We start from the raw sequence: 18,273 nt of genomic DNA on the forward strand, positions 1-18,273 counted from the left end.
CGGGCTCACTTCCGTGCCGAGCGGCCGATCGACTCCACCAGCGGCAGCAGCCGGTGCGGGACCCGCTCGCGCAGTGCCACCTCGGTGCGGGTGCGCACCACACCGGGCAGGCCGATCAGCTTCTGGATGACGTCCTCCAGGTGCCCGGCGTCGCGCGCCACGACCCGGGTCAGCAGATCGCCGCCGCCCGTGATGGAGAACGCCTCGACGATCTCCGGTACGGCGGCGAGCGCCTCGCCCACCTCGTCCAGGTGCCCCTGGGTGACCTCGATGTGCACGAACGCCAGCACGGGGTGGCCCAGTGCGGCGGGGGACAGGGCGGGGCCCGTGCCGGTGATCACACCCTCGCGTTCCATGCGGTCGAGGCGCGCCTGGAGGGTGCCGCGGGCGATCCCGAGGATCCGGGCGTACTCCCGCACACTGGTGCGCGGCCGCTCCAGCAGCAGTCGCAGGATGCGGGTGTCGAGCTCGTCCACGGCCATGACGCCCCGCCTCCCCGTCCCTCGGTGATCGTTTCCGACTGTACCAATGGCCCGGGGGAGTGCCGGGCGGCCGAGCCACCCGCCGTCGGCCGTTGGCACCCCGGCGGCCGAGCACCCGCCGTTCTGGCCAGGCCATTGGCCCAGTCGAAAGGCGGCCTGTTGAGCCATCGGTGTCAATGATGCTCATATGGAGGGGTCGATGGCGCTGCGGATTCCGCGGCGCCTTTTCCATGCCACGGTGCACACCACCATTCACAGGGGGCGGTAAGCGGTGCTGAAGAGGGTGTTCACGGCTCCGGACCCCGGCCGGATCCGGCTGCGCTTCGCGGCGCGGGCCGTGCTCGGCATCGGGCTCGCCGTCGTCGTCTGCGGTCTGGCCGGACACTCGCTCACCGGTGCCGTCACCGGTGGGCTCGCCGCGCTGCTCGCCCTGTTCACCGTCACCGACGCCACGGTCCGCGCGCAGGCCGTCACCACGGCGCTGCTGCCCGCCGTCGGCCTGCCGGTGCTCGCCGCCGCGGCCGTGCTGCACGACCACCCGGTGGCGCGCGATGTCACCTTCCTCGCCGTGGTCGGCCTGGGCGTGTACGTGCGGCGCTGGGGTCCGCGCGGGCACAGCCTCGGCGTCTTCGCGTTCATGACGTACTTCGTGGCGCAGTTCCTGCACGCGAGGCCGGACCAGCTCCCCGAGCTGTACACCGCCGTCCTGCTCTCCGTGCCGGCCGCGGCGGCGGTGCGCTTCGGTCTGTGGTGCTACGAGCGCCGCCTGCCCCCGGCCGTCGTACCGGCACCGCCGGGTGGCGCCGGCCGGCTCCGAGTGACCACCCGCCAGGCGATCCAGGCGACCGCCGGCGCGGGCTTCGCCCTGGTCGTGGGCCAGCTGGTGTCCGGACAGCGCTGGTACTGGGCCGTCGGCGCCGCCTGGTGGGTGTTCGTCAACACCACCTCGCGCGGCGAGACCCTGGTACGCGGCTTCCGGCGCGTGCTGGGCACGGTCATCGGCATCGCACTCGCGCTGTTCGTCGCCGTCCCCGCGCACGGCGCCGTGCCCCTCACGGCGCTGGTCGTCACCGTCTCGGTCTTCGGCGTCTTCTACACGGCCGCCGTGTCCTACACCTGGATGATGCTCTGGGTGACGATGCTCGCCGCCATGCTCTACGGCCTGCTGGGTGTGCTCACCCCCGGACTGCTGGCGCTGCGGCTCGTGGAGACCGGCGTCGGCGCGCTCGGCGCCGCGCTCGCGGTGGCCTTCGTCCTGCCCGTCACCACGCACGGCGTCACCGACGCCTGGATCCGGCGGGCCCTGCGCTGCGTCCACGCCTGCACCGCACAGACCGCCGCGCGGCTGGCCGGGGCCGCGGACGCCGACCCGGCGCCGACGGTGGCGGAGCTGGAGCAGCTCCTGGCCCGGGTGCGGCTCTCGGTCGCCCCGCTGGTGCATCCCCTCAACCCCATGCTCGGCCGCAAGCGGCGTGCCCGCCGGGTGCTCGCCCTGCTCGACGACTGCGCCCGGGAGATCCGCGGGCTCGTCGCCGTCGCCGCGGACCCGGAGGCCTCGCACGACGTCCGTCTGGCCGCCGCCTGCCGGCGGGTCGAGGTGGCTGTCGAGGCGCTCACCGATGGCCGGGACCTCGCGGTGGAGGCCGCCCCGGCCGCGACGGAACCCGCCCTGGCCCACCTCCACGGGCTGGAACGCGCCCTGGCCGAACTGGCCGTGCCCCTGCGGGCACCGTCCGGCTCCCCGCTGGTCGGGGCCTGACCGGGCACGGGACGCACGGAGTCGACTTATGGTCTAGACCTCGAGTGATCGACTGCTACCGTCACTCCGTTCGACAGGGGACGAGAGGGGACAGTCGTGGCGGTCGGCAGACGGCGGGCGTTCATCGGGTCGTACACGGCGGCGGGAGGCCCGGGCATCGTCACCGCGTCCATCGATGCCGGCAGCGGCGCGCTGAGCGTCCTCAGCACGGTGAACACCGTGGCGGACCCCGCCTACCTGGCCCTCTCGCCGGACGCGCGCACGCTGTACGCGGTCAGCGAGACGGCCGAGGGCGCCGTCGCCGCGTTCCGCGTGACCGGGAACGGGCCGCAACCGGCCGGGCGCCAGGTACCGGTGGGCGGGAGCGGGCCGACCCACCTCAGCCTCGTCGCCGGCCACGTCCTGACCGCCAACTACGGCTCCGGCAGCGTCAGCGCGGTCCCGGTCCGCCCGGACGGCGGCCTCGCGCGGACCCCGCCCGGGGTGTTGCGGCACAGTGGCTCCGGCCCCCATCCGCAACGCCAGCAGGGACCGCACCCGCACCAGGTACAGGCCGACCCGAGCGGCCGCTGGGTGGTGAGCGTCGACCTCGGCACCGACTCCGTGCGGGTGTGCACCCTGGCCGGCGGAGTCCTCTCGCCGCACCGGGAGGTCGCCCTGCGCCCGGGGTCGGGCCCGCGGCACCTGGCCTTCCACCCGGGCGGTTCCCGCGCCTACGTCCTCAACGAACTGAGCCCCACCCTCGTCGTCTGCCGCTGGGACGCCGCCGACGGAGTGCTGAGGCCGCTCGCCGAGATTCCGGTGCTGCCCGGCTCTCCGGCCGGCGACGCCTACCCCTCCGGCGTGGCCGTCTCGCCCGACGGCCGCTTCGTGTGGACCGCGACCCGCGGCGAGGACGTCCTGTCCGTGTTCGCGGTCGAGGGGGAGGGACAGGCGCCGACCCCGCTCACCACCGTCCCCTGCGGCGGCCGCTGGCCGCGGGCGATCACCGAGTCCGACGGCTTCCTGTACGTCGCGAACGAGCGTTCCGGAGACGTGACCTGGTTCGCGCTCGACCCGGACACGGGAGTGCCGCACCGCGAGGGCTCGATCCCGGTGCCCGCGGCGTCCTGCGTGGTCACCGGCTGACCGGGACGCCGGAACACGCCGAACGGCCCGCCCCTGGAGACCGGGGACGGGCCCTTTCGGCGTCGTGGGCCGACGGCCGCGTCAGCGGGCCGGGGTGCTCTGCGCCTGCTGCGGGGCGATGCCCAGGGCCGTCGTGTACTTGGCCAGGGCCAGCTTGCCGATCGCCGGGTAGGGGCCGAGCGCCTCGGATGCGGGGCAGTCGGCCTCCTTCGCCGCCTCCGTGATCAGGCTCGCGTCGATCTCGGGCCCGATCAGGTACGGCGCGAGCGCCAGCTGCTGCGAACCGGAGGTGCGCAGCTGCTCGGCCACGGAGGCGATGGAACCCTCCTGGTCCAGGGCCGCCGCCATCACCGGCACGGCCAGGCGCGCGGCGAGCAGCATGCCGGTGATCCCGGCCGCCTGCACGGCCTCGTCACCGCCCACGGAGGCCAGGATGATGCCGTCCGCCGCGGTCGCCACGGTGAACAGGCGGGCACGGTCGGCGCGCGCCAGACCGGCCTCGGACAGCCGCACGTGCAGCGCCTCGGCGAGCAGCGGGTGCGGGCCCAGCGCATCGGTCAGCTCCGCCGAGACCCGGCTGTCCATCACGGCCTGGCGGATCTGGCGCAGCAGGGAGCCGTCCGGGCCGGCGAGCAGCGGCACGACGACGGCGACGGGGCCGTCGGGCTCCTTGACGTCCAGGCCGGCCTCGCGGGCGTGCTCGAAACGGGTGGTGCGCTCCTCGCCGGCGTACGCGAGGACGGACTGCAGCGAGGAGAATTCCTCGTCGTCGCCGTCCAGGTAGCCGATCCGGGCGTCGAGGCCGGGCAGCTCGGAACGGGCGATGCTCACGACCTCGTCGGCGAGCGAGCGAGTGGCACTACTGGGCGTACCCGGCACGGCGAGGACGAGCGCGGGCGCGCCCTCGGGAGCCACCAGCGGTTCGGGACGGCGGTGCCGCCCCGGCTGGCGGGGGCGCGGCATTCGTACTGGCAGGCCGGACGCGGGCCCAGTGGGGGTGCTCATGTTGCGGCATGTTAGTGGTTTCCTGGGCTCCCCTGTTCGGGGAGGGTGCAGGTGAGCGGTATCCGTCCGGTTTTGTCTGATGAGTCACCTCCGGGCGTCGGCCGCGCCGGTGACGTCCTCACCTGCCGTGCTCGTCACACACAGCATGGTCGCGTCACCCGGAAGCGTGAACGCGCCGGTGGTGAGGTCCTCCGCGATACGCGCCGCCCCCCGCAAGGGGTCCCCCTCGGCCATGATCCGTCGCGCCTGCGGGAGCCTTGCCGACAGTTCCTCGGCGAGGGGTGCGAGCAGACCGGCGCCCATCCTGAACAGGCCACCGGTGAGAGCGATCACCGGCTCACCCGCCGCCGGGCACACCGCCGCGGCGGACTCGGCCATGTGCCGGGCCGCCGCCCGGAGGATCTCCACGGCCACGGGGTCGCCGTCGGCCGCGCAGTCGCCCACCCGCGGCGCGAAGGAGGCGAGAACGGCCGGCCGGTCGGTACGCGGATACAGCCGGCCGGGCAGTCCGGCCGCCGGGCCGAGCATCTCCTCGGCGCCCGCCAGCAGCCGCGCGGAGCCGCCCGCCCGGCCGTCGTGCGCGCGCATCGCCGCCTCCAGCCCCGCCCGCCCGATCCAGGCGCCTCCGCCGCAGTCGCCCAGCAGATGTCCCCAGCCGTCCGCCCGGCGCCAGCCGGCCAGGTCGGTGCCGATCGCGACCAGACCCGTGCCGGCGGCGATCACGGCACCGGGCCGCGGACCGAGGGCACCGGCATACGCGGTGACCGCGTCGGCGGCCAGCGCCACCCGCCGCACGCCCAGCGCACGGCTCAGCGCGCCCGGCAGCTCCGCGCGCAGCGCGTCCCCCAGGCTGGCCATCCCGGCCGCGCCGACGACGGCCGTCTCCAGCCGCTCGATCCCGGCCTCGGCGCACAAGGACCGGGCCATCGGGACCAGTTGCTCCATCAGGTGCCCCGGGTCGATCCCCCGCGTCCCCGTCCGCACGGGTTCCCCCGAGGCGGCCCGGGCCAGCGGACCCCGCCCGCCGGCCCCGACGACGGCCCGCAGACCGGAGCCTCCGGAGTCCACGGCGAGATAACCGGTCACGGCAGGCGCCAGTCCACCGGTTGGCCGCCCTGACGGGTCAACAGGTCGTTGACGCGGCTGAACGGGCGGGAGCCGAAGAAACCCCGGTCGGCGGACATCGGCGAGGGGTGTGCCGACTCCACCGCGGGCAGGTCGCCCAGCAGCGGACGGCAGTTGCGGGCATCGCGCCCCCACAGGACGGAGACCAGCGGTTTGCCCCGCCCGGCCAGCGCCCGTATTGCCTGCTCGGTGACCTCCTCCCAGCCCTTGCCGCGGTGGGCGCCCGGCTTGCGCGGGGCCGTGGTCAGGGCACGGTTGAGCAGCAGCACGCCCTGCTCGGTCCACGGCGTGAGATCACCGCTCGTCGGCTGCGGAAGGCCCAGATCGGTGTTCAGTTCCCGGAAGATGTTGACGAGGCTGCCGGGCAGCGGCCGTACCTCGGGTGCGACCGAGAAGGACAGTCCCACCGCGTGCCCCGGGGTCGGGTACGGGTCCTGTCCGACGATCAGCACGCGTACCTCGTCGAAGGGCTGCTGGAAGGCCCGCAGCACATGCGGTCCGGCCGGGAGGTAGGTGCGTCCCGCGGCGATCTCCGCGCGCAGGAAGTCCCCCATTCCGGCGATGCGCCGGGCCACCGGCTCCAACGCCTGCGCCCAGCCTGCTTCGACGATCTCGTTCAAGGGTCGTGGTGCCACGGGCGTCACCCTACTGCCGTACCGGCGGTGGGGATCAACCAGTGGCCGGGGCCCGGCGGTTTCGTGCTCCGGCTCATCCGACGACCGCTGCCCGCACGCACAGCACGTCCGGCAGATGCGACGCCAGCTGTCGCCGTCGTCGGCCGACGCGTACACCTCGCCGTTGCGGTTGCCGAAGTAGACGCCCGCCGGGTCCGCGCCGTCGTGGCACATCGCGTCGCGCAGCACCGTGCCGTAGTGGTCCTCCCGCGGCAGTCCCGCCGTGAGGGGCTCCCAGCTGCCGCCCGCGTCCGCCGTGCGGAAGACCCGGCAGCGCCGGCCGGCCGGCACCCGGTCGGAGTCGGCGCCGATCGGGAACACGTAGGCGGTGCCCCCGCGTCGCGGATGGGCCACCACCGCGAACCCGAACGTGGACGGCAGTCCCTCGCCGATGTCCGTCCAGTGTCCGCCCGCGTCGTCGCTGCGGTACACACCCCAGTGGTTCTGCAGGTACAGCCGGTCCGGATCCGCCGCGTCCCGGGCGACCTTGTGCACGCACTGCCCGAACTCCGGGGCGGGGTCCGGCAGGAACACCGCGGAGACACCGGAGTTGGACGGTGTCCAGCCGGCGCCGCCGTCCACGGTACGGAACACACCCGCCGCGGAGACGGCCACCGTCACCGCCCGCGGATCACGCTCGTCGGTCAGCACGGTGTGCAGGCCCTCACCGCCGCCGCCCGGCACCCATCTCGACCGCGTGGGGTGCTCCCACAGCGGCCGGACCAGCTCGAAGCTCTCCCCGCGGTCCTCCGAGCGGTACAGCGCGGCCGGTTGCGTACCCGCGTACACCACGTCCGGTTCGGCCGCGGCGGGGTGCAGCTGCCACACCCGCTCCAGCGAAGCCCCGGTGTCCCGCGGGAACCTGACGGCGGGCCGGGCCGGTTCGGTCCAGGTGCGGCCCAGGTCGTCGGAGTGGAACACCGACGGACCCCAGTGCGCGCTGTCCGCGCCGGCCAGCAGCCGCGGGCTCGTGCCCCGGGTGTCGATGGCGACGGAGTACACGGCCTGTGCGTTGAAGCAGGGCCTCTCGTCGAACTTCCAGGTGCCACCCCGCCGGCGCCCGATGAACAGGCCCTTGCGGGTGCCCACGGCGAGCAGTACCTCGGTCATGCCGATCACCTCCGTGACGTCCTCCGAGACGCCTCGTCGACGTCCTCGTTCCGGACGCCGGCCAGTCTGCACCCCACCACTGACAGTCACCTTCGGAGCAGTCCCGCCGCAGGTCGGGACGGTGCGGTGCCCCGCGGCCCGGGTACACCGCCGCAGCGGCGGCCGGGGCCGGCCGCCGCCGGGGGAGGCGCGCCCGCGCGGGGCGGCGCGGGAAAGCGGTCGGCCGTACGAGGCGCCGCGGAGGGCGCCTCGTACGGCCGTTACCCGTGGGGGCTACCGGTAGGTGATGTCGGACGACGTGTACTTGCAGTAGGTGCCGTCGGCGCCCGAGCCGTTGCTGTCCGGCTCGTCACCGTCGTCGTTGCCGATGTACTTCTGGCAGGGGACGATCTTCTTGCTGCTGTCCCCGATGATCGTGATGTTCCGCAGGGTCGCGCTGTCGCCGTAGTTGGTGTTGATGCCGGCGATCCGGCTGCCCTTCCAGCTCACCTCGATGGTGTTGAGGTTGATCGTCCGCTTGTACTGCGTGGAGCAGTTGCCGCAGGAGCGGACGAAGGTGCCGAAGTTCCGGACCGCGAAGTTCGACACGTTGAGCGTGCCGGCGCCGTTGAACTGGAACACCTTGTCGCTGGCTTCCTTGGCGCCGCCGCCGCTGACGGTGTAGACGGACCCCGAGGACTTGCCCTTGAAGGTGGCGGCGTCCTCGCCGACGTCCTCCCACCAGACGTTCTGCAGTGTGCAGGAGCCCTGGCAGTGGATGCCGTCGGCCGCCGGGGCGCCCAGGATGACGTTCTTCAGCACCGCGCCGTCCGCCAGTTGCAGGATCGGGCCCTGGTCCTCGTCCTGGCCGCCGGAACCGAGGTCGCCGGTGCCGTACAGGCGCTTCATCCCGTAGTCCTTGGTGCCGGACACGGAGATGGTGGAGGAGACGCCCTCGCTGCCGTTCGGGGAGGGCCAGGTGGCGGCGCTCGCCGAGGACGCTCCGGTGGTCATGATCATGCCAACCGAAAGTCCGAGGGTGGCCAGTGCGCCCGTCAGTGCGCGCCCGCGGGTGCGCGGTCGTGTCACGGAAGTCATGTCGTTCCTTCTGTCGGATGTGGGGGTCGAGTCCTCCGCCGCCCGCTGAGGAAGGCGGATGGTCATGTACGTGAACGACGTTCTGCAAGGTGCTCAGCGTGCCCGGCTGTCGCGGCAAAATGACGTGAGCGGGTCACGCTGCTGAACGGAACGTAGGGGGTAAGCGCTTTCTAGTCAACGCCTCGCGTGCACCACATCCGGCCAGGAACGACCGAGGCCGGTGGCTCCGGGCGCGACGGGCGCCAGGAACCACCGGCCTGCGCCGCGGCCGGGGTCAGAGCGAACGGTGGTACTGGTCGGGCACGTGGGCCTCGGCGCCCAGTTCGCGGGCGGCCTGCCGGGCCCACGAGGGGTTGCGGAGCAGTTCGCGGCCGAGCAGTACCGCGTCGGCCTCTCCGTTGGCCAGGATCTTCTCCGCCTGCTCGGCGTCGGTGATCAGACCGACCGCGGCGACCGGCATCGGCGTCTCGGCCCGTACCCGCGCGGCGAAGGGGACCTGGTAGCCGGGCCCGGTCGGGATGCGGACGCCCGAGGCGTTGCCGCCGGTGGAGACGTCGAGCAGGTCGACGCCGTGGCGGTGCAGGTCGGCGGCGAAGCGGACGGTGTCGTCCGGTGTCCAGCCGGGCCCCTCCAGCCACTCCGTGGCCGAAATGCGGAAGAACAGCGGCTTGTCGTCCGGCCACTCCCCGCGCACGGCGTCGACCACCTCGAGCGCGAAGCGCGTCCGGTTCTCGTACGAGCCGCCGTAGGCGTCGGTGCGGCGGTTGGAGTGCGGGGAGAGGAACTCGTTGATCAGGTAACCGTGGGCGCCGTGGATCTCGGCGATCTCGAAGCCGGCGGCCAGCGCCCGGCGCGCGGCGGCGCGGAACTGTCCGACGATCTCCTGGATCCGGTCGGCGGTCAGCTCGTCCGGCACCGGGTGCCGGGCGTCGAAGGCGAGCGGACTCGGGGCGACCGGCTGCCAGCCGTGCGCCTCGGGCCCGACCGGCGCGCCGCCCTCCCAGGGCCGGCCGGTCGACGCCTTGCGCCCGGCGTGCGCGAGCTGGACGGCGGGAACGGTGCCCTGCGAGGAGAGGAAGCGGGTGATCCGGCGGAAGGCCTCGACCTGTGTGTCGTTCCAGATGCCGAGGTCGTACGGGGAGATCCGGCCCTCCGGCGACACGGCGGTGGCCTCGACGACGATCAGTCCGGTGCCACCGGCCGCGCGGGCCGCGTAGTGCGCGAGGTGCCAGTCGACGGGAGCGCCGGCGCCGGGGCCCTCGGGCGCGGCCGAGTACTGGCACATCGGCGGCATCCACACCCGGTTGGGGATCGTCACGTCGCGCAGGGTGTACGGCTCGAACAGCGTGCTCACGAAGGGCTCCATTCGCGGGGGCCGGGAAAGGGCGAGGCTTGTACGATAGGAATCGTAGTACGGTGAATGTCAAACTACCAAGCCTCTCGTACAATGAGCACTCGGACCGAATGTGGAGCCGCCGTGACGACCACCCGCGCCCCCAGCGGCCGCGACCTTCCGCACCCGGCGCGCGAGGAGATCCGGCTGGAGGACGTGCTGCACGCGCTCGCCGACCCCCTGCGGCTGCGCATCGTCCGCGAACTCGCGGACGAGGGCGTCGAGCTGTCCTGCTCGCACTTCGACCTGCCGGTCACCAAATCCACCACCACGCACCACTTCCGGGTGCTGCGCGAGAGCGGCGTGATCCGGCAGGTCTACGAGGGCACCGCCAAGATGAACGGCCTGCGCCGCGACGACCTGGACGGCCTCTTCCCCGGCCTGCTCGACTGCCTGCTCACCGCCGCCGGCCACCAGGCCGGCCGCCACCGCGGACACTGATCCGGCCCGCCCCGCCCGGTGGAACCGCGCCCGTACCCGGCGGGGTGCCGGGCGGGCTCAGGCGCCGGCGGCTCGCGCCGCCGCCATCAGGGACTCCCAGTCGGGGAGTTTGACGGTGTTCCGGCCGAGCGAGGCGCCCAGTTCCGCCTCGGCGCGTTCGATCGCCTGCCAGCCCGTCCACTCGACCGGTTCGACGCCCCCGGCCCGCAGCGCTGCCACCGGGTCGCCGAGCGGATCACGGTCGGTCAGCAGGGCCGCGTCCCCCAGCAGCGAGGTCACCGTCTCCTTGGCACACGGCCGGTTCGTGCCGATGACGCCCGTGGGGCCGCGCTTGATCCAGCCCGCCACGTACTCGCCCGGGGCGACGGCGCCCTCCCGCAGCACCCGGCCGGCGAGATGCGGCACCGTACCGGTCGCCGGGTCGAACGGAAGTCCCTCCAGCGGCACCCCGCGATACCCCACCGAACGCAGCACCAGCTGCCCCTCGATCTCCTCGAACCGTCCCGTGCCGGTGACGCCGCCGTGTCCGTCCGGGACCGTCCGCTCGAAGCGCACCGCGCCCACGCGGTCCCCGCGGGCGACCAGTTCGACCGGGCGGAGGAAGAAGCGCAGGCGGATCAGCCGTCGGGCGCCCGGCTCCGGGGCCCCGGTCCAGCCGCGCAGCACCTCGACGTTGCGGCGCTGCGGCGCGGGCAGCGCGGAGGGGTCCGGGTACGCCGGGTCCAGCGCCGCCTCGGCCGGGTCCACCGCGACGCCGGTGTCCGGCAGGGTGCCCAGTTCGCGCAGTTCCTTGGTGGTGAAGCGGGCCTGGGACGGACCGCGCCGGCCCACCATGTGGATCAGCGTCACCCCGCTCGACGCGAGGGCGGCGAGGGCGGTGTGCGGCATGTCGGTCGCACTCAGCTCCGTCGCGCCCCGGGCCAGCATGCGGGTGACGTCCACGGCGACGTTCCCCACCCCGATGACCACCGCCGACCGCACTCCGCGCAGGAAGGCGCCCTGCACGGCATCCGGATGGGCGCTGTACCAGGACACGAAGTCCGTGGCCGACCAGCTGCCCGGCAGGTCCTCGCCCGGGACCCCCAGCCGCCGGTCCGTGGCGGCGCCCACGCAGTAGACCACCGCGTGGTACAGCTCCCGCAGCCGCTCGACCGGCACTCCGCCCGGCCCGACCGCCACCCCGCCGAGGAAGCGCACCCGCTCGTGCTCCAGGACCGCGCGGAGGTTGTTCTGCAGGGACTTGATCTTCTCGTGGTCCGGTGCGACGCCGTAGCGGACGAGGCCGTACGGGCACGGCAGCCGGTCCAGCACGTCCACGCGCACCCGGGGGTGCTGCTGGACGAGGCTCTGGGCGGTGTAGCACCCGCTCGGCCCGGAACCGATGACGGCGACACGCAGCACGGCGGAACTCCTCACCCCGGGGGATCCACAGGAGATCGCTGTTGCCTCCAGCATCGCACCGTCCGCGCTCCGCTGACAGGGTGCCGTCCGCCGTCCGGGGTGCGTGTTCTCTCCGAGGGAAACTGACCGAACGCTTACGTTGCGTGTGTGCTCGAGGCATCCTTTCTTCATCTTTCCGATCGCTCTCCGGCGGAGGGCGCGGTGTCCGTGTGGCCCGCCTGGGAGGTGCGGGAGGGGGAGCGGGCCACCCGGTGGCTCCATGTGCGGCTTTCCTTCGGCGACGGTGCGCGGATCGACGTGCTCGCGACGGTGTGCGAGGGATGGGTCTGCGTCGAGGACGTACGGGCCCGGCCGGCGCTGGCCCTGGAGGACCTGGCGGTGCTCTCCGACTGGATCGAGGAGCCGCTGGCCCGGGCCTGCGGCGCCGGAACCGGGCCGGACGCCCGGGACGACGCCGGCGGGGGCGCGCACCGGGACCGCTCCGCCCGGCCGCGCGAGCGGGAGTGGCGGCTCGTGGCGCGGGTGTACCGCTCGGCCCGGGAGCAGGGCGCCGATCCGGTGCTCGCCGTGATGGACGAGACCGGGTACAGCAGGCGCGGGGCGCTCAGGGCCATCGGCCGCACGCGCGACGCGGGGCTGCTGTCCCCGCGTCACGCCCGGCGGTGAGCGGGTCGTCCACCGCCGCGCTCCCTCACAGCATGTCGCGCATCCGGTTGATCTCGCTGGTCTGCTGGGCGACCACGTCGTCCGCCATCTCCTCGATCCGGATGTTGTTGCCCTGCCCCTTCACCTCGGTCGCCATGGTGATCGCGCCCTGGTGATGAGTGATCATCAGGGTGAGGAAGAGCTGGTCGAAGGCCTTGCCGTCGGCCGCGCGCAGCTGCTTCAGCTGGGCCTGGGTGGCCATGCCGGGCATCGTCGCGTGGTCGTGCCCGTGTCCGTCGTCCTGTTCCGCCCTGCCGTGGCTCTTCAGCCACGCCTTCATGGCCTTGATCTCCGGCTGCTGGGCTGCGGCGATGCGCTCGGCCAGTTTGCGGGTCCTGGGCGACTCGGCCCGGTCCGGCACCAGGTCCGTCATCTCCAGGGCCTGGGCGTGATGCTCGATCATCATCCGGGCGTAGGACACGTCGGCGGAGTTGGGGGAGTCGTCCTCCGCGCGCTGCCGTGCGGCCTCCTCGGCCGACAGGGTCCGGTTCGCCTCTCCGGGCTCACCCGGCGCGATGACCGAAGGCCCGCTCTCCGCGGCCGACTTGGTGTCGTCCGTGCCGGAGTCGCAGCCCACGAGTCCGAGTACGGCCGAAGCGGTCAGTCCGGCCGCGACGACGGACAGGCGTGACGTACGGCGGTAGTGCACGAGGACCTCCTGTGGCAGGCGAATGGCGAGTCACCTTGTGAGTGCTGACGACCGTCCTAGCACGCTTGCGTGCAACTTTGATCAAAATACTTTGTTGCGATGTCGTTGCCCCCCTGTTGGTATGTGCATGTCCACGTCGATACTGCCGGAGCGAAAACCGTTCACAAGTGAGCGGAACCAGGGAGGAAACAGTGATCCTGTTGAGTGTTGCCCGGACCCGGCACAGACGTCTGGGAGTCGCCGCGGCGGCCGGTGGGCTGCTGGCCGCGCTGCTCACCGCCTCGCCGGCCGCCGCGATCCCCGATCCGGGGGACTCGCCGGCCGCTCGCAAGCAGGTCTCGCGGAGCGACCAGGCCGAGGCGCGCGAGGCCATCGAGAACGGCGACATCCCCGGCCAGGACGAGGTCGTCCACTCCGACAACATCCGGCACGTCGCGAACATCCCCAAGGACGCGCTGCCCGGCACCAATTCGGACCTGGCCTTCCAGGGCCGGTACGCCTTCGCCGGCAACTACGACGGCTTCCGCATCTTCGACATCAGCGACCCGACGGCACCGAAGACGGTGGCCCAGGTCCTGTGCCCCGGCTCGCAGAACGACATCTCCGTCTCCGGTGACCTGCTGTTCCTGTCCACCGACTCCTCGCGCAGCGACAGCAGTTGCAACAGCACCACGCAGCCGGTCACCGAGAAGTCCTCGTGGGAGGGCATGAAGGTCTTCGACATCAGCGACAAGCGCAACCCGCGCTACGTCGCCGCAGTCGAGACCGCCTGCGGCTCGCACACCCACACGCTGGTCCCCGAGCGCAAGAACGTCTACGTCTACGTCTCCTCGTACTCGCCCAACGCGGCCTACCCCGACTGCCAGCCGCCGCACGACGGCATCTCGGTGATCAAGGTCCCGCGCAAGGCCCCGCACGAGGCGGCGCTGGTCGGCTTCCCGGTGCTGTTCCCGGGTGAGGGCCCGGACGGCGGCGGCAACCCGGGCGCTCCCGCCAACCCGGGCGTCTCCAAGACCACCGGCTGCCACGACATCACCGTGCTGCCGTCGGAGGACCTGGCCGCCGGTGCCTGCATGGGCGACGGCATCCTGTTCTCCATCGAGGACCCCGAGCGCCCGAAGGTCATCGACCGGGTGCAGGACAACGTCAACTTCGCGTTCTGGCACTCGGCGACCTTCAACCAGAAGGCCGACAAGGTCGTCTTCACCGATGAGCTGGGCGGCGGTGGCGCCGCCACCTGCAACGAGGCCATCGGCCCGAACCGCGGCGCGGACGGCATCTACGACATCGTCGGCAAGGGCGACCGGCGCGAGCTGGTCTTCCGCAGCTACTTCAAGATCCCCCGCCACCAGGCGGACACCGAGAACTGCGTGGCCCACAACGGCTCGCTGATCCCGGTCAGGGGCCGGGACCTGATGGTCCAGGCGTGGTACCAGGGCGGCGTCTCCGTCTGGGACTTCACCGACTCGGCGAAGCCCAAGGAGATCGCCTACTTCGAGCGCGGCCCGCTGAGCACCGACCAGATGGTCACCGGCGGCTCCTGGTCGGCGTACTACTACAACGGCTACATCTACTCGAACGACATGGCCAAGGGCTTCGACGTCCTGGAGATCGACGACCGGCGCACCGACCCGGCCCGCCGGGTCCACATGCGCGAGCTCAACGTGCAGACGCAGCCGGACTACTTCGACTGAGCGTCCGGCTCCTCCGGCCCCGCGGCCGGAGGAGCGGGGCGGCCGGGCGCCGGTCCGGTCGCGAAGAACCGGGCCAGATCCGTCCCGTCCGCCCCACACGTCCCGCCGGGTGCCTCGGTGTCCGGCGGGACGCCCAGTTCCCAGTCGAGCCGGTAGCGCTCGAACAGCTCGGCGCGCAGCACCGGGACGGGCATCGGCGCGCCCGGCATCAGGGCCGCGTACACGGCGCCCATCAGCAGGGCACGCAGCATCGGATAGTCGGCGTCGACGTCGTGGGAACCGTGCCGGGCCACCGTGTCGCCGAGCAGTTCCGCCAGGCGCCGCTGCTCCGGGCAGGGCAGGAACCCCTCGGCCTGCAGCAGCCCGGCCATGTGCTGGCGCATCAGCACCGGGCGGTCCCGAGCCAGGCCCAGGATCGCGTCGATGGCCCGCGCCATCCGCTCCCGGCCGTCCTCGGAGCTCGGCTCGCGCTCCAGGGCCTCCTCCAGGGTGCGGTGCATCAGCCGGTGCACGGCGGACTGCACGAGCTGGCGCTTTCCCGGGAAGTAGTACGAGACCAGGCCCCGTGCGGAGCCCGCCCGGTCGGCGATGTCGCCGAGCGTGGTCGCCTCGTAGCCGCGCTCGCTCACCAACTCCACGGCGGCCTGCAGGAGCCGCTCCTTCGAACGCCTCCGCAACTCTTCATTGACCAGGGCGCTGCGCGGGGACATGCTGGACTCCTGCGTTGACTGGCTGCCAGCCAACTATACTCAACGCATCCGGTCAGACCCCGTGGTGGGTCTCTTCCGGGCTGCCGTCCACCTCGGGCGACGCGGGGGATCGTCCGAGGTGGACGGTTTGCACTGCAGTGAAAGTTGCCTCGGGCTACCGGTGGTCGCCGTCCGGTCCGGACCCGCCGGTGCTCGCGGCCCCCGGGTGCCGCCGCTCGTGGACCGCCACCGCCCCGGCCACCACCAGGGCGCCGAGCAGCCAGCCGCCGAGCACGTCGGTGGGCCAGTGGACGCCGAGCCAGACGCGGGTGAGGCCGACTCCGGCCACCGAGACGACCGCCGCGGCCAGAGCCGTGCGCCACAGGACGCGGCCCGCCCCGTGGTGGTGCAGCAGCCACAGCAGGAGGCCGCAGACGACCGTCGCGGTCATGGCGTGCCCCGACGGGAAGGCCGCGTAGTGCGCGGAGTCGACCGGGTCGGGCCAGACGGGGCGGGCACGGTCCACCGCGGCCTTGAGGCCCTGCTGCACGGCCGAACCGACGGCGACGGTCAGCACCAGCCACGTCGCCGTCCACCGGGCCGCGTACCGCCACACCAGCAGCGCCGCCACCACACCGCACAGCACGCGCATCGTCCACGGGTCCCAGACCCAGTCCGTCAGGATGCGGGACGTCTGCGTCAGGCCCGGTTCGTCGACCGCCCAGCGGTGGGTGGCGCGGGAGATGTCCCCGTCCAGGCCGAGCAGGGGGCGCCACTCGAGGGCGACCAGTGCCAGCAGCAGCGCCGAGCACAGCGCCAGCACTCCGGTGGACAGGGTGGCGGGACGGCGTTCCGGGGGCCGGGGCGGGGTTTCGACGGGGGAGGTGTGCATGGGGCGATCCTCGCCGACGCGCGGCGCGCGGGCCAGTACCCCCCTCGCCGTGGTCCCCCGGTCGCGCCCGCGCCCGGACCGTTTCCCCGGTCCGGTGTCCGACCCGGGGACCGCACCCCGGTACGAACGCCACCGGTACGGAACGGGCGACGCTCCCGTAGGCCCGCCGCCGGGGCGCGCCCCGCTCACATCGTCAGCAGCATCGCCACCGTCGCGAGGGCCATGGACAGCCGGCAGGCCCGCGCCAGCTCCGGCCGGTCACCCCAGCCGGCGCCCCGGCCGCCCGGTGCCACGGCGGCCACGGGGACCAGCCGTGCGCCGGTCACGAGCACGTACGCGACGAAGTAGAGCAGCAGGGCTCCGGTCAGCAGGGGTATGCCCGGGGGGCCCGGCCCGTGTCCCTGCCCGGGGCCGCCGCCGTGTCCGGGGGAGGCCGCCATGGTCACCGCCATGTACACCATCGTCCCCGCCTCCACCGGATGGTGCAGATGACGGGCGCCCGCGCGGGCCGTCCACAGCGCGTGCAGGCCGGCGGCGCCGAACACCGCCGCGCAGGCCGGCCAGACCCAGGCGGGCAGGGTGAACGCCGCCGCCGGTACCGCCATCACGGCCATGCCGAAGCCCATCAGCGCCTCGCCGCCCGCGGCGCGGCGCTGCTCCTCGACGCGGCTGCGCATCCTGAGCAGACAGTAGGCGCCGACCGCCGCGCACAGCCCGACCAGCAACCAGCCGGACGGCACCGGTCCCCGCACTCCGGCCCCCCTCCCCGAAACCGCTCGACCGCCGGTGGGGGAATGCCCGGTCCCGGTGGCGGACACGCGGGCGCACGGGCGCGCACGGGGAGTGTTCGGGGGAGTGTGGCAGGTCAGGACAGGTAATTCACGAGTGAACCACCTGCTGGTGTGGTACGTCATGAGCAGTGCGACCTCCACCCCCTCCGTTCGGGCCGTCCGGCGCCTGCCGCGCCCCGGGCGCCCCTCCGGCATCCGGTTCAAGCAGGCCCTCGGCGTGGTCGCCGCCGTCGCGCCGCCCGGCCCGCTCCCGGTCGCACTCGGCCGCCCCGATCTCGCCGTGTACACCATGGCCGGATCCCTCTGCGCCCTGTACGCCCACCGCCGCCCCTGTGCCGCCCGGGCCGGGATGCCGGCGGGAGTGGTGCTCGGCATGCTCGGCGGCCTCGCGTCCGCCCTGGTCGGTCTGCGGGTCACCGCGGACGCCGCGGCCGGTGAGTGGTGGCAGCGCACGCTGCCCCGGGAGCGGGTCGTGCTCGCCGAGCAGTCGGGACACCGTACGCTCGCGGCGACGGTACGACGCCGGGGCCCGCTCCCGGACCCCGGCACGGACACGGAGGGCGTACGGCCATGACGGCGACCGAAGGACCATCGGCGACCGGCGGCGGGGGGCCGTCCGCGGCCGGCGAGGGCCCGCCCGGTTCCGGCCGGGGTGACACCGTCGCCGCGGTCGTCCGGCAGTGGCGGGCCATCCACCCCGGCCTCGACACCGGCCCCATGGAGGTCATCGGCCGCATCAACCGCTGCGCCGCCCTGCTCCAGCAGGCGGAGGACGCCCCGCTGTGCCGGACGGGTCTGACCCGCCCGGAATTCGACCTGCTCGGGGCGCTGCGCCGCACCGGGCACGAGCTGACCCCGAGCGAGCTGGCCCGCGAGACCTTCTCCTCCGGCGCCGCCGTCACCAAGCGCCTCAAGCAGCTCACCGAACGCGGCCTGGTGGAACGGCGCGGCGACACCCGCGACCGGCGGGTCGCGCACGTCCGTCTCACCGACGCCGGGCGCGACCTGGTCGACGGCGTCCTGCCCGCGCAGCTCGCCTACGAGACCGCCGTGCTGTCCGGTCTGGACAGCACGGAACTGGGCGAACTGGCCGCTCTGCTCGGCGTCCTGCTCGGGCAGCTCGAAGGACGCCTCGGGGCGCGGGGGGGGGGGGGGGGGGCCCCCGCCCCCCCCCCCCCCCCCCCCCCCCCCCCCCCCCCCCCCCCCCCCCCCCCCCCCCCCACACCCCCCCCCCCCCCGCCCCCCCCCCCCCCCCGTA

At 73.6% G+C, this 18,273-nt stretch carries 16 protein-coding genes and 3 pseudogenes; 7 read left to right on the plus strand and 12 right to left on the minus strand.

Going from position 1 to position 18,273, the window contains the following annotated elements:
• Positions 1-5 precede the first annotated feature (5 nt).
• Positions 6-482 carry an Lrp/AsnC family transcriptional regulator gene (locus ACF07S_RS10925; protein ID WP_391974030.1) on the minus strand — a complete coding sequence of 159 codons (477 nt, stop codon included), beginning with the start codon at positions 480-482 and terminating at the stop codon, positions 6-8.
• Positions 483-753: 271 nt separating this feature from the next.
• On the opposite strand from ACF07S_RS10925, the gene ACF07S_RS10930 reads away from it, so the two are divergent.
• Positions 754-2,241 (plus strand): FUSC family protein, encoded by a 1,488-nt coding sequence (locus ACF07S_RS10930; RefSeq protein ID WP_391974031.1) that lies wholly within the window; start codon positions 754-756, stop codon positions 2,239-2,241.
• Between the two features lie 96 nt (positions 2,242-2,337).
• On the plus strand, positions 2,338-3,369 hold the full coding sequence (locus tag ACF07S_RS10935; RefSeq protein ID WP_391964162.1) for a lactonase family protein: 1,032 nt from the start codon (positions 2,338-2,340) through the stop codon (positions 3,367-3,369).
• Between the two features lie 81 nt (positions 3,370-3,450).
• On the opposite strand, the gene ACF07S_RS10940 is transcribed toward ACF07S_RS10935, so the two are convergent.
• The 6 genes and pseudogenes from ACF07S_RS10940 to ACF07S_RS10965 form a co-directional block, all read right to left on the minus strand.
• A complete protein-coding gene (locus tag ACF07S_RS10940; protein WP_391964161.1) occupies positions 3,451-4,374 on the minus strand; it encodes a sirohydrochlorin chelatase in 924 nt (307 codons plus the stop codon).
• A gap of 84 nt (positions 4,375-4,458) precedes the next feature.
• On the minus strand, positions 4,459-5,460 hold the full coding sequence (locus tag ACF07S_RS10945; protein ID WP_391964160.1) for an N-acetylglucosamine kinase: 1,002 nt from the start codon (positions 5,458-5,460) through the stop codon (positions 4,459-4,461).
• Complete coding sequence (locus ACF07S_RS10950) at positions 5,457-6,143, minus strand: uracil-DNA glycosylase (RefSeq protein ID WP_391974032.1); 687 nt, start codon at positions 6,141-6,143, stop codon at positions 5,457-5,459. Before ACF07S_RS10950 ends, ACF07S_RS10945 begins: the two co-directional genes overlap by 4 nt.
• Before the next feature lie 64 nt (positions 6,144-6,207).
• Positions 6,208-7,283: pseudogene (locus ACF07S_RS10955) on the minus strand (WD40/YVTN/BNR-like repeat-containing protein).
• Between the two features lie 273 nt (positions 7,284-7,556).
• Positions 7,557-8,360 carry a pectate lyase gene (locus tag ACF07S_RS10960; protein WP_391974033.1) on the minus strand — a complete coding sequence of 268 codons (804 nt, stop codon included), beginning with the start codon at positions 8,358-8,360 and terminating at the stop codon, positions 7,557-7,559.
• A 274-nt stretch (positions 8,361-8,634) separates the two neighbouring features.
• Complete coding sequence (locus ACF07S_RS10965; protein ID WP_391964156.1) at positions 8,635-9,714, minus strand: NADH:flavin oxidoreductase/NADH oxidase; 1,080 nt, start codon at positions 9,712-9,714, stop codon at positions 8,635-8,637.
• A 123-nt stretch (positions 9,715-9,837) separates the two neighbouring features.
• Between ACF07S_RS10965 and ACF07S_RS10970 the strand changes: the two genes are divergently transcribed.
• The gene (locus ACF07S_RS10970; protein WP_391974034.1) at positions 9,838-10,194 is read left to right on the plus strand and encodes an ArsR/SmtB family transcription factor; all 357 of its coding nucleotides are present in this window, start codon (positions 9,838-9,840) and stop codon (positions 10,192-10,194) included.
• A 57-nt stretch (positions 10,195-10,251) separates the two neighbouring features.
• Here ACF07S_RS10970 and ACF07S_RS10975 read toward each other — a convergent pair whose 3' ends face one another.
• A complete protein-coding gene (locus ACF07S_RS10975; RefSeq protein ID WP_391974035.1) occupies positions 10,252-11,595 on the minus strand; it encodes an FAD-dependent oxidoreductase in 1,344 nt (447 codons plus the stop codon).
• A 201-nt stretch (positions 11,596-11,796) separates the two neighbouring features.
• Between ACF07S_RS10975 and ACF07S_RS10980 the strand changes: the two genes are divergently transcribed.
• Entirely contained in the window at positions 11,797-12,261 is a 465-nt protein-coding gene (locus ACF07S_RS10980; protein WP_391974036.1) for a DUF6214 family protein, read from the plus strand.
• Between the two features lie 25 nt (positions 12,262-12,286).
• On the opposite strand, the gene ACF07S_RS10985 is transcribed toward ACF07S_RS10980, so the two are convergent.
• Positions 12,287-12,949, minus strand: a complete 663-nt coding sequence (locus ACF07S_RS10985; protein ID WP_391974037.1) for a DUF305 domain-containing protein — start codon at positions 12,947-12,949, stop codon at positions 12,287-12,289.
• Positions 12,950-13,140: 191 nt separating this feature from the next.
• On the opposite strand from ACF07S_RS10985, the gene ACF07S_RS10990 reads away from it, so the two are divergent.
• A complete protein-coding gene (locus ACF07S_RS10990) occupies positions 13,141-14,643 on the plus strand; it encodes an LVIVD repeat-containing protein (RefSeq protein ID WP_391974110.1) in 1,503 nt (500 codons plus the stop codon).
• Here the strand turns inward: ACF07S_RS10990 and ACF07S_RS10995 are convergent.
• The 3 genes from ACF07S_RS10995 to ACF07S_RS11005 form a co-directional block, all read right to left on the minus strand.
• Positions 14,631-15,353 (minus strand): TetR/AcrR family transcriptional regulator, encoded by a 723-nt coding sequence (locus ACF07S_RS10995; protein WP_391974038.1) that lies wholly within the window; start codon positions 15,351-15,353, stop codon positions 14,631-14,633. The genes ACF07S_RS10990 and ACF07S_RS10995 overlap by 13 nt on opposite strands.
• Before the next feature lie 154 nt (positions 15,354-15,507).
• Positions 15,508-16,224 carry a phosphatase PAP2 family protein gene (locus ACF07S_RS11000; RefSeq protein WP_391974039.1) on the minus strand — a complete coding sequence of 239 codons (717 nt, stop codon included), beginning with the start codon at positions 16,222-16,224 and terminating at the stop codon, positions 15,508-15,510.
• 185 nt (positions 16,225-16,409) lie between these two features.
• Positions 16,410-16,976, minus strand: a complete 567-nt coding sequence (locus ACF07S_RS11005) for a DUF5134 domain-containing protein (protein ID WP_391974040.1) — start codon at positions 16,974-16,976, stop codon at positions 16,410-16,412.
• Positions 16,977-17,136: 160 nt separating this feature from the next.
• On the opposite strand from ACF07S_RS11005, the pseudogene ACF07S_RS11010 reads away from it, so the two are divergent.
• Positions 17,137-17,442 (plus strand): annotated as a pseudogene (locus ACF07S_RS11010) (FUSC family protein); the annotation flags it as partial.
• A 143-nt stretch (positions 17,443-17,585) separates the two neighbouring features.
• Positions 17,586-18,155: pseudogene (locus tag ACF07S_RS11015) on the plus strand (MarR family winged helix-turn-helix transcriptional regulator); the annotation flags it as partial.
• Positions 18,156-18,273 lie beyond the last annotated feature (118 nt).

It is taken from the genome of Streptomyces sp. NPDC016640, assembly GCF_043076215.1.
Classification (GTDB): Bacteria; Actinomycetota; Actinomycetes; order Streptomycetales; family Streptomycetaceae; genus Streptomyces.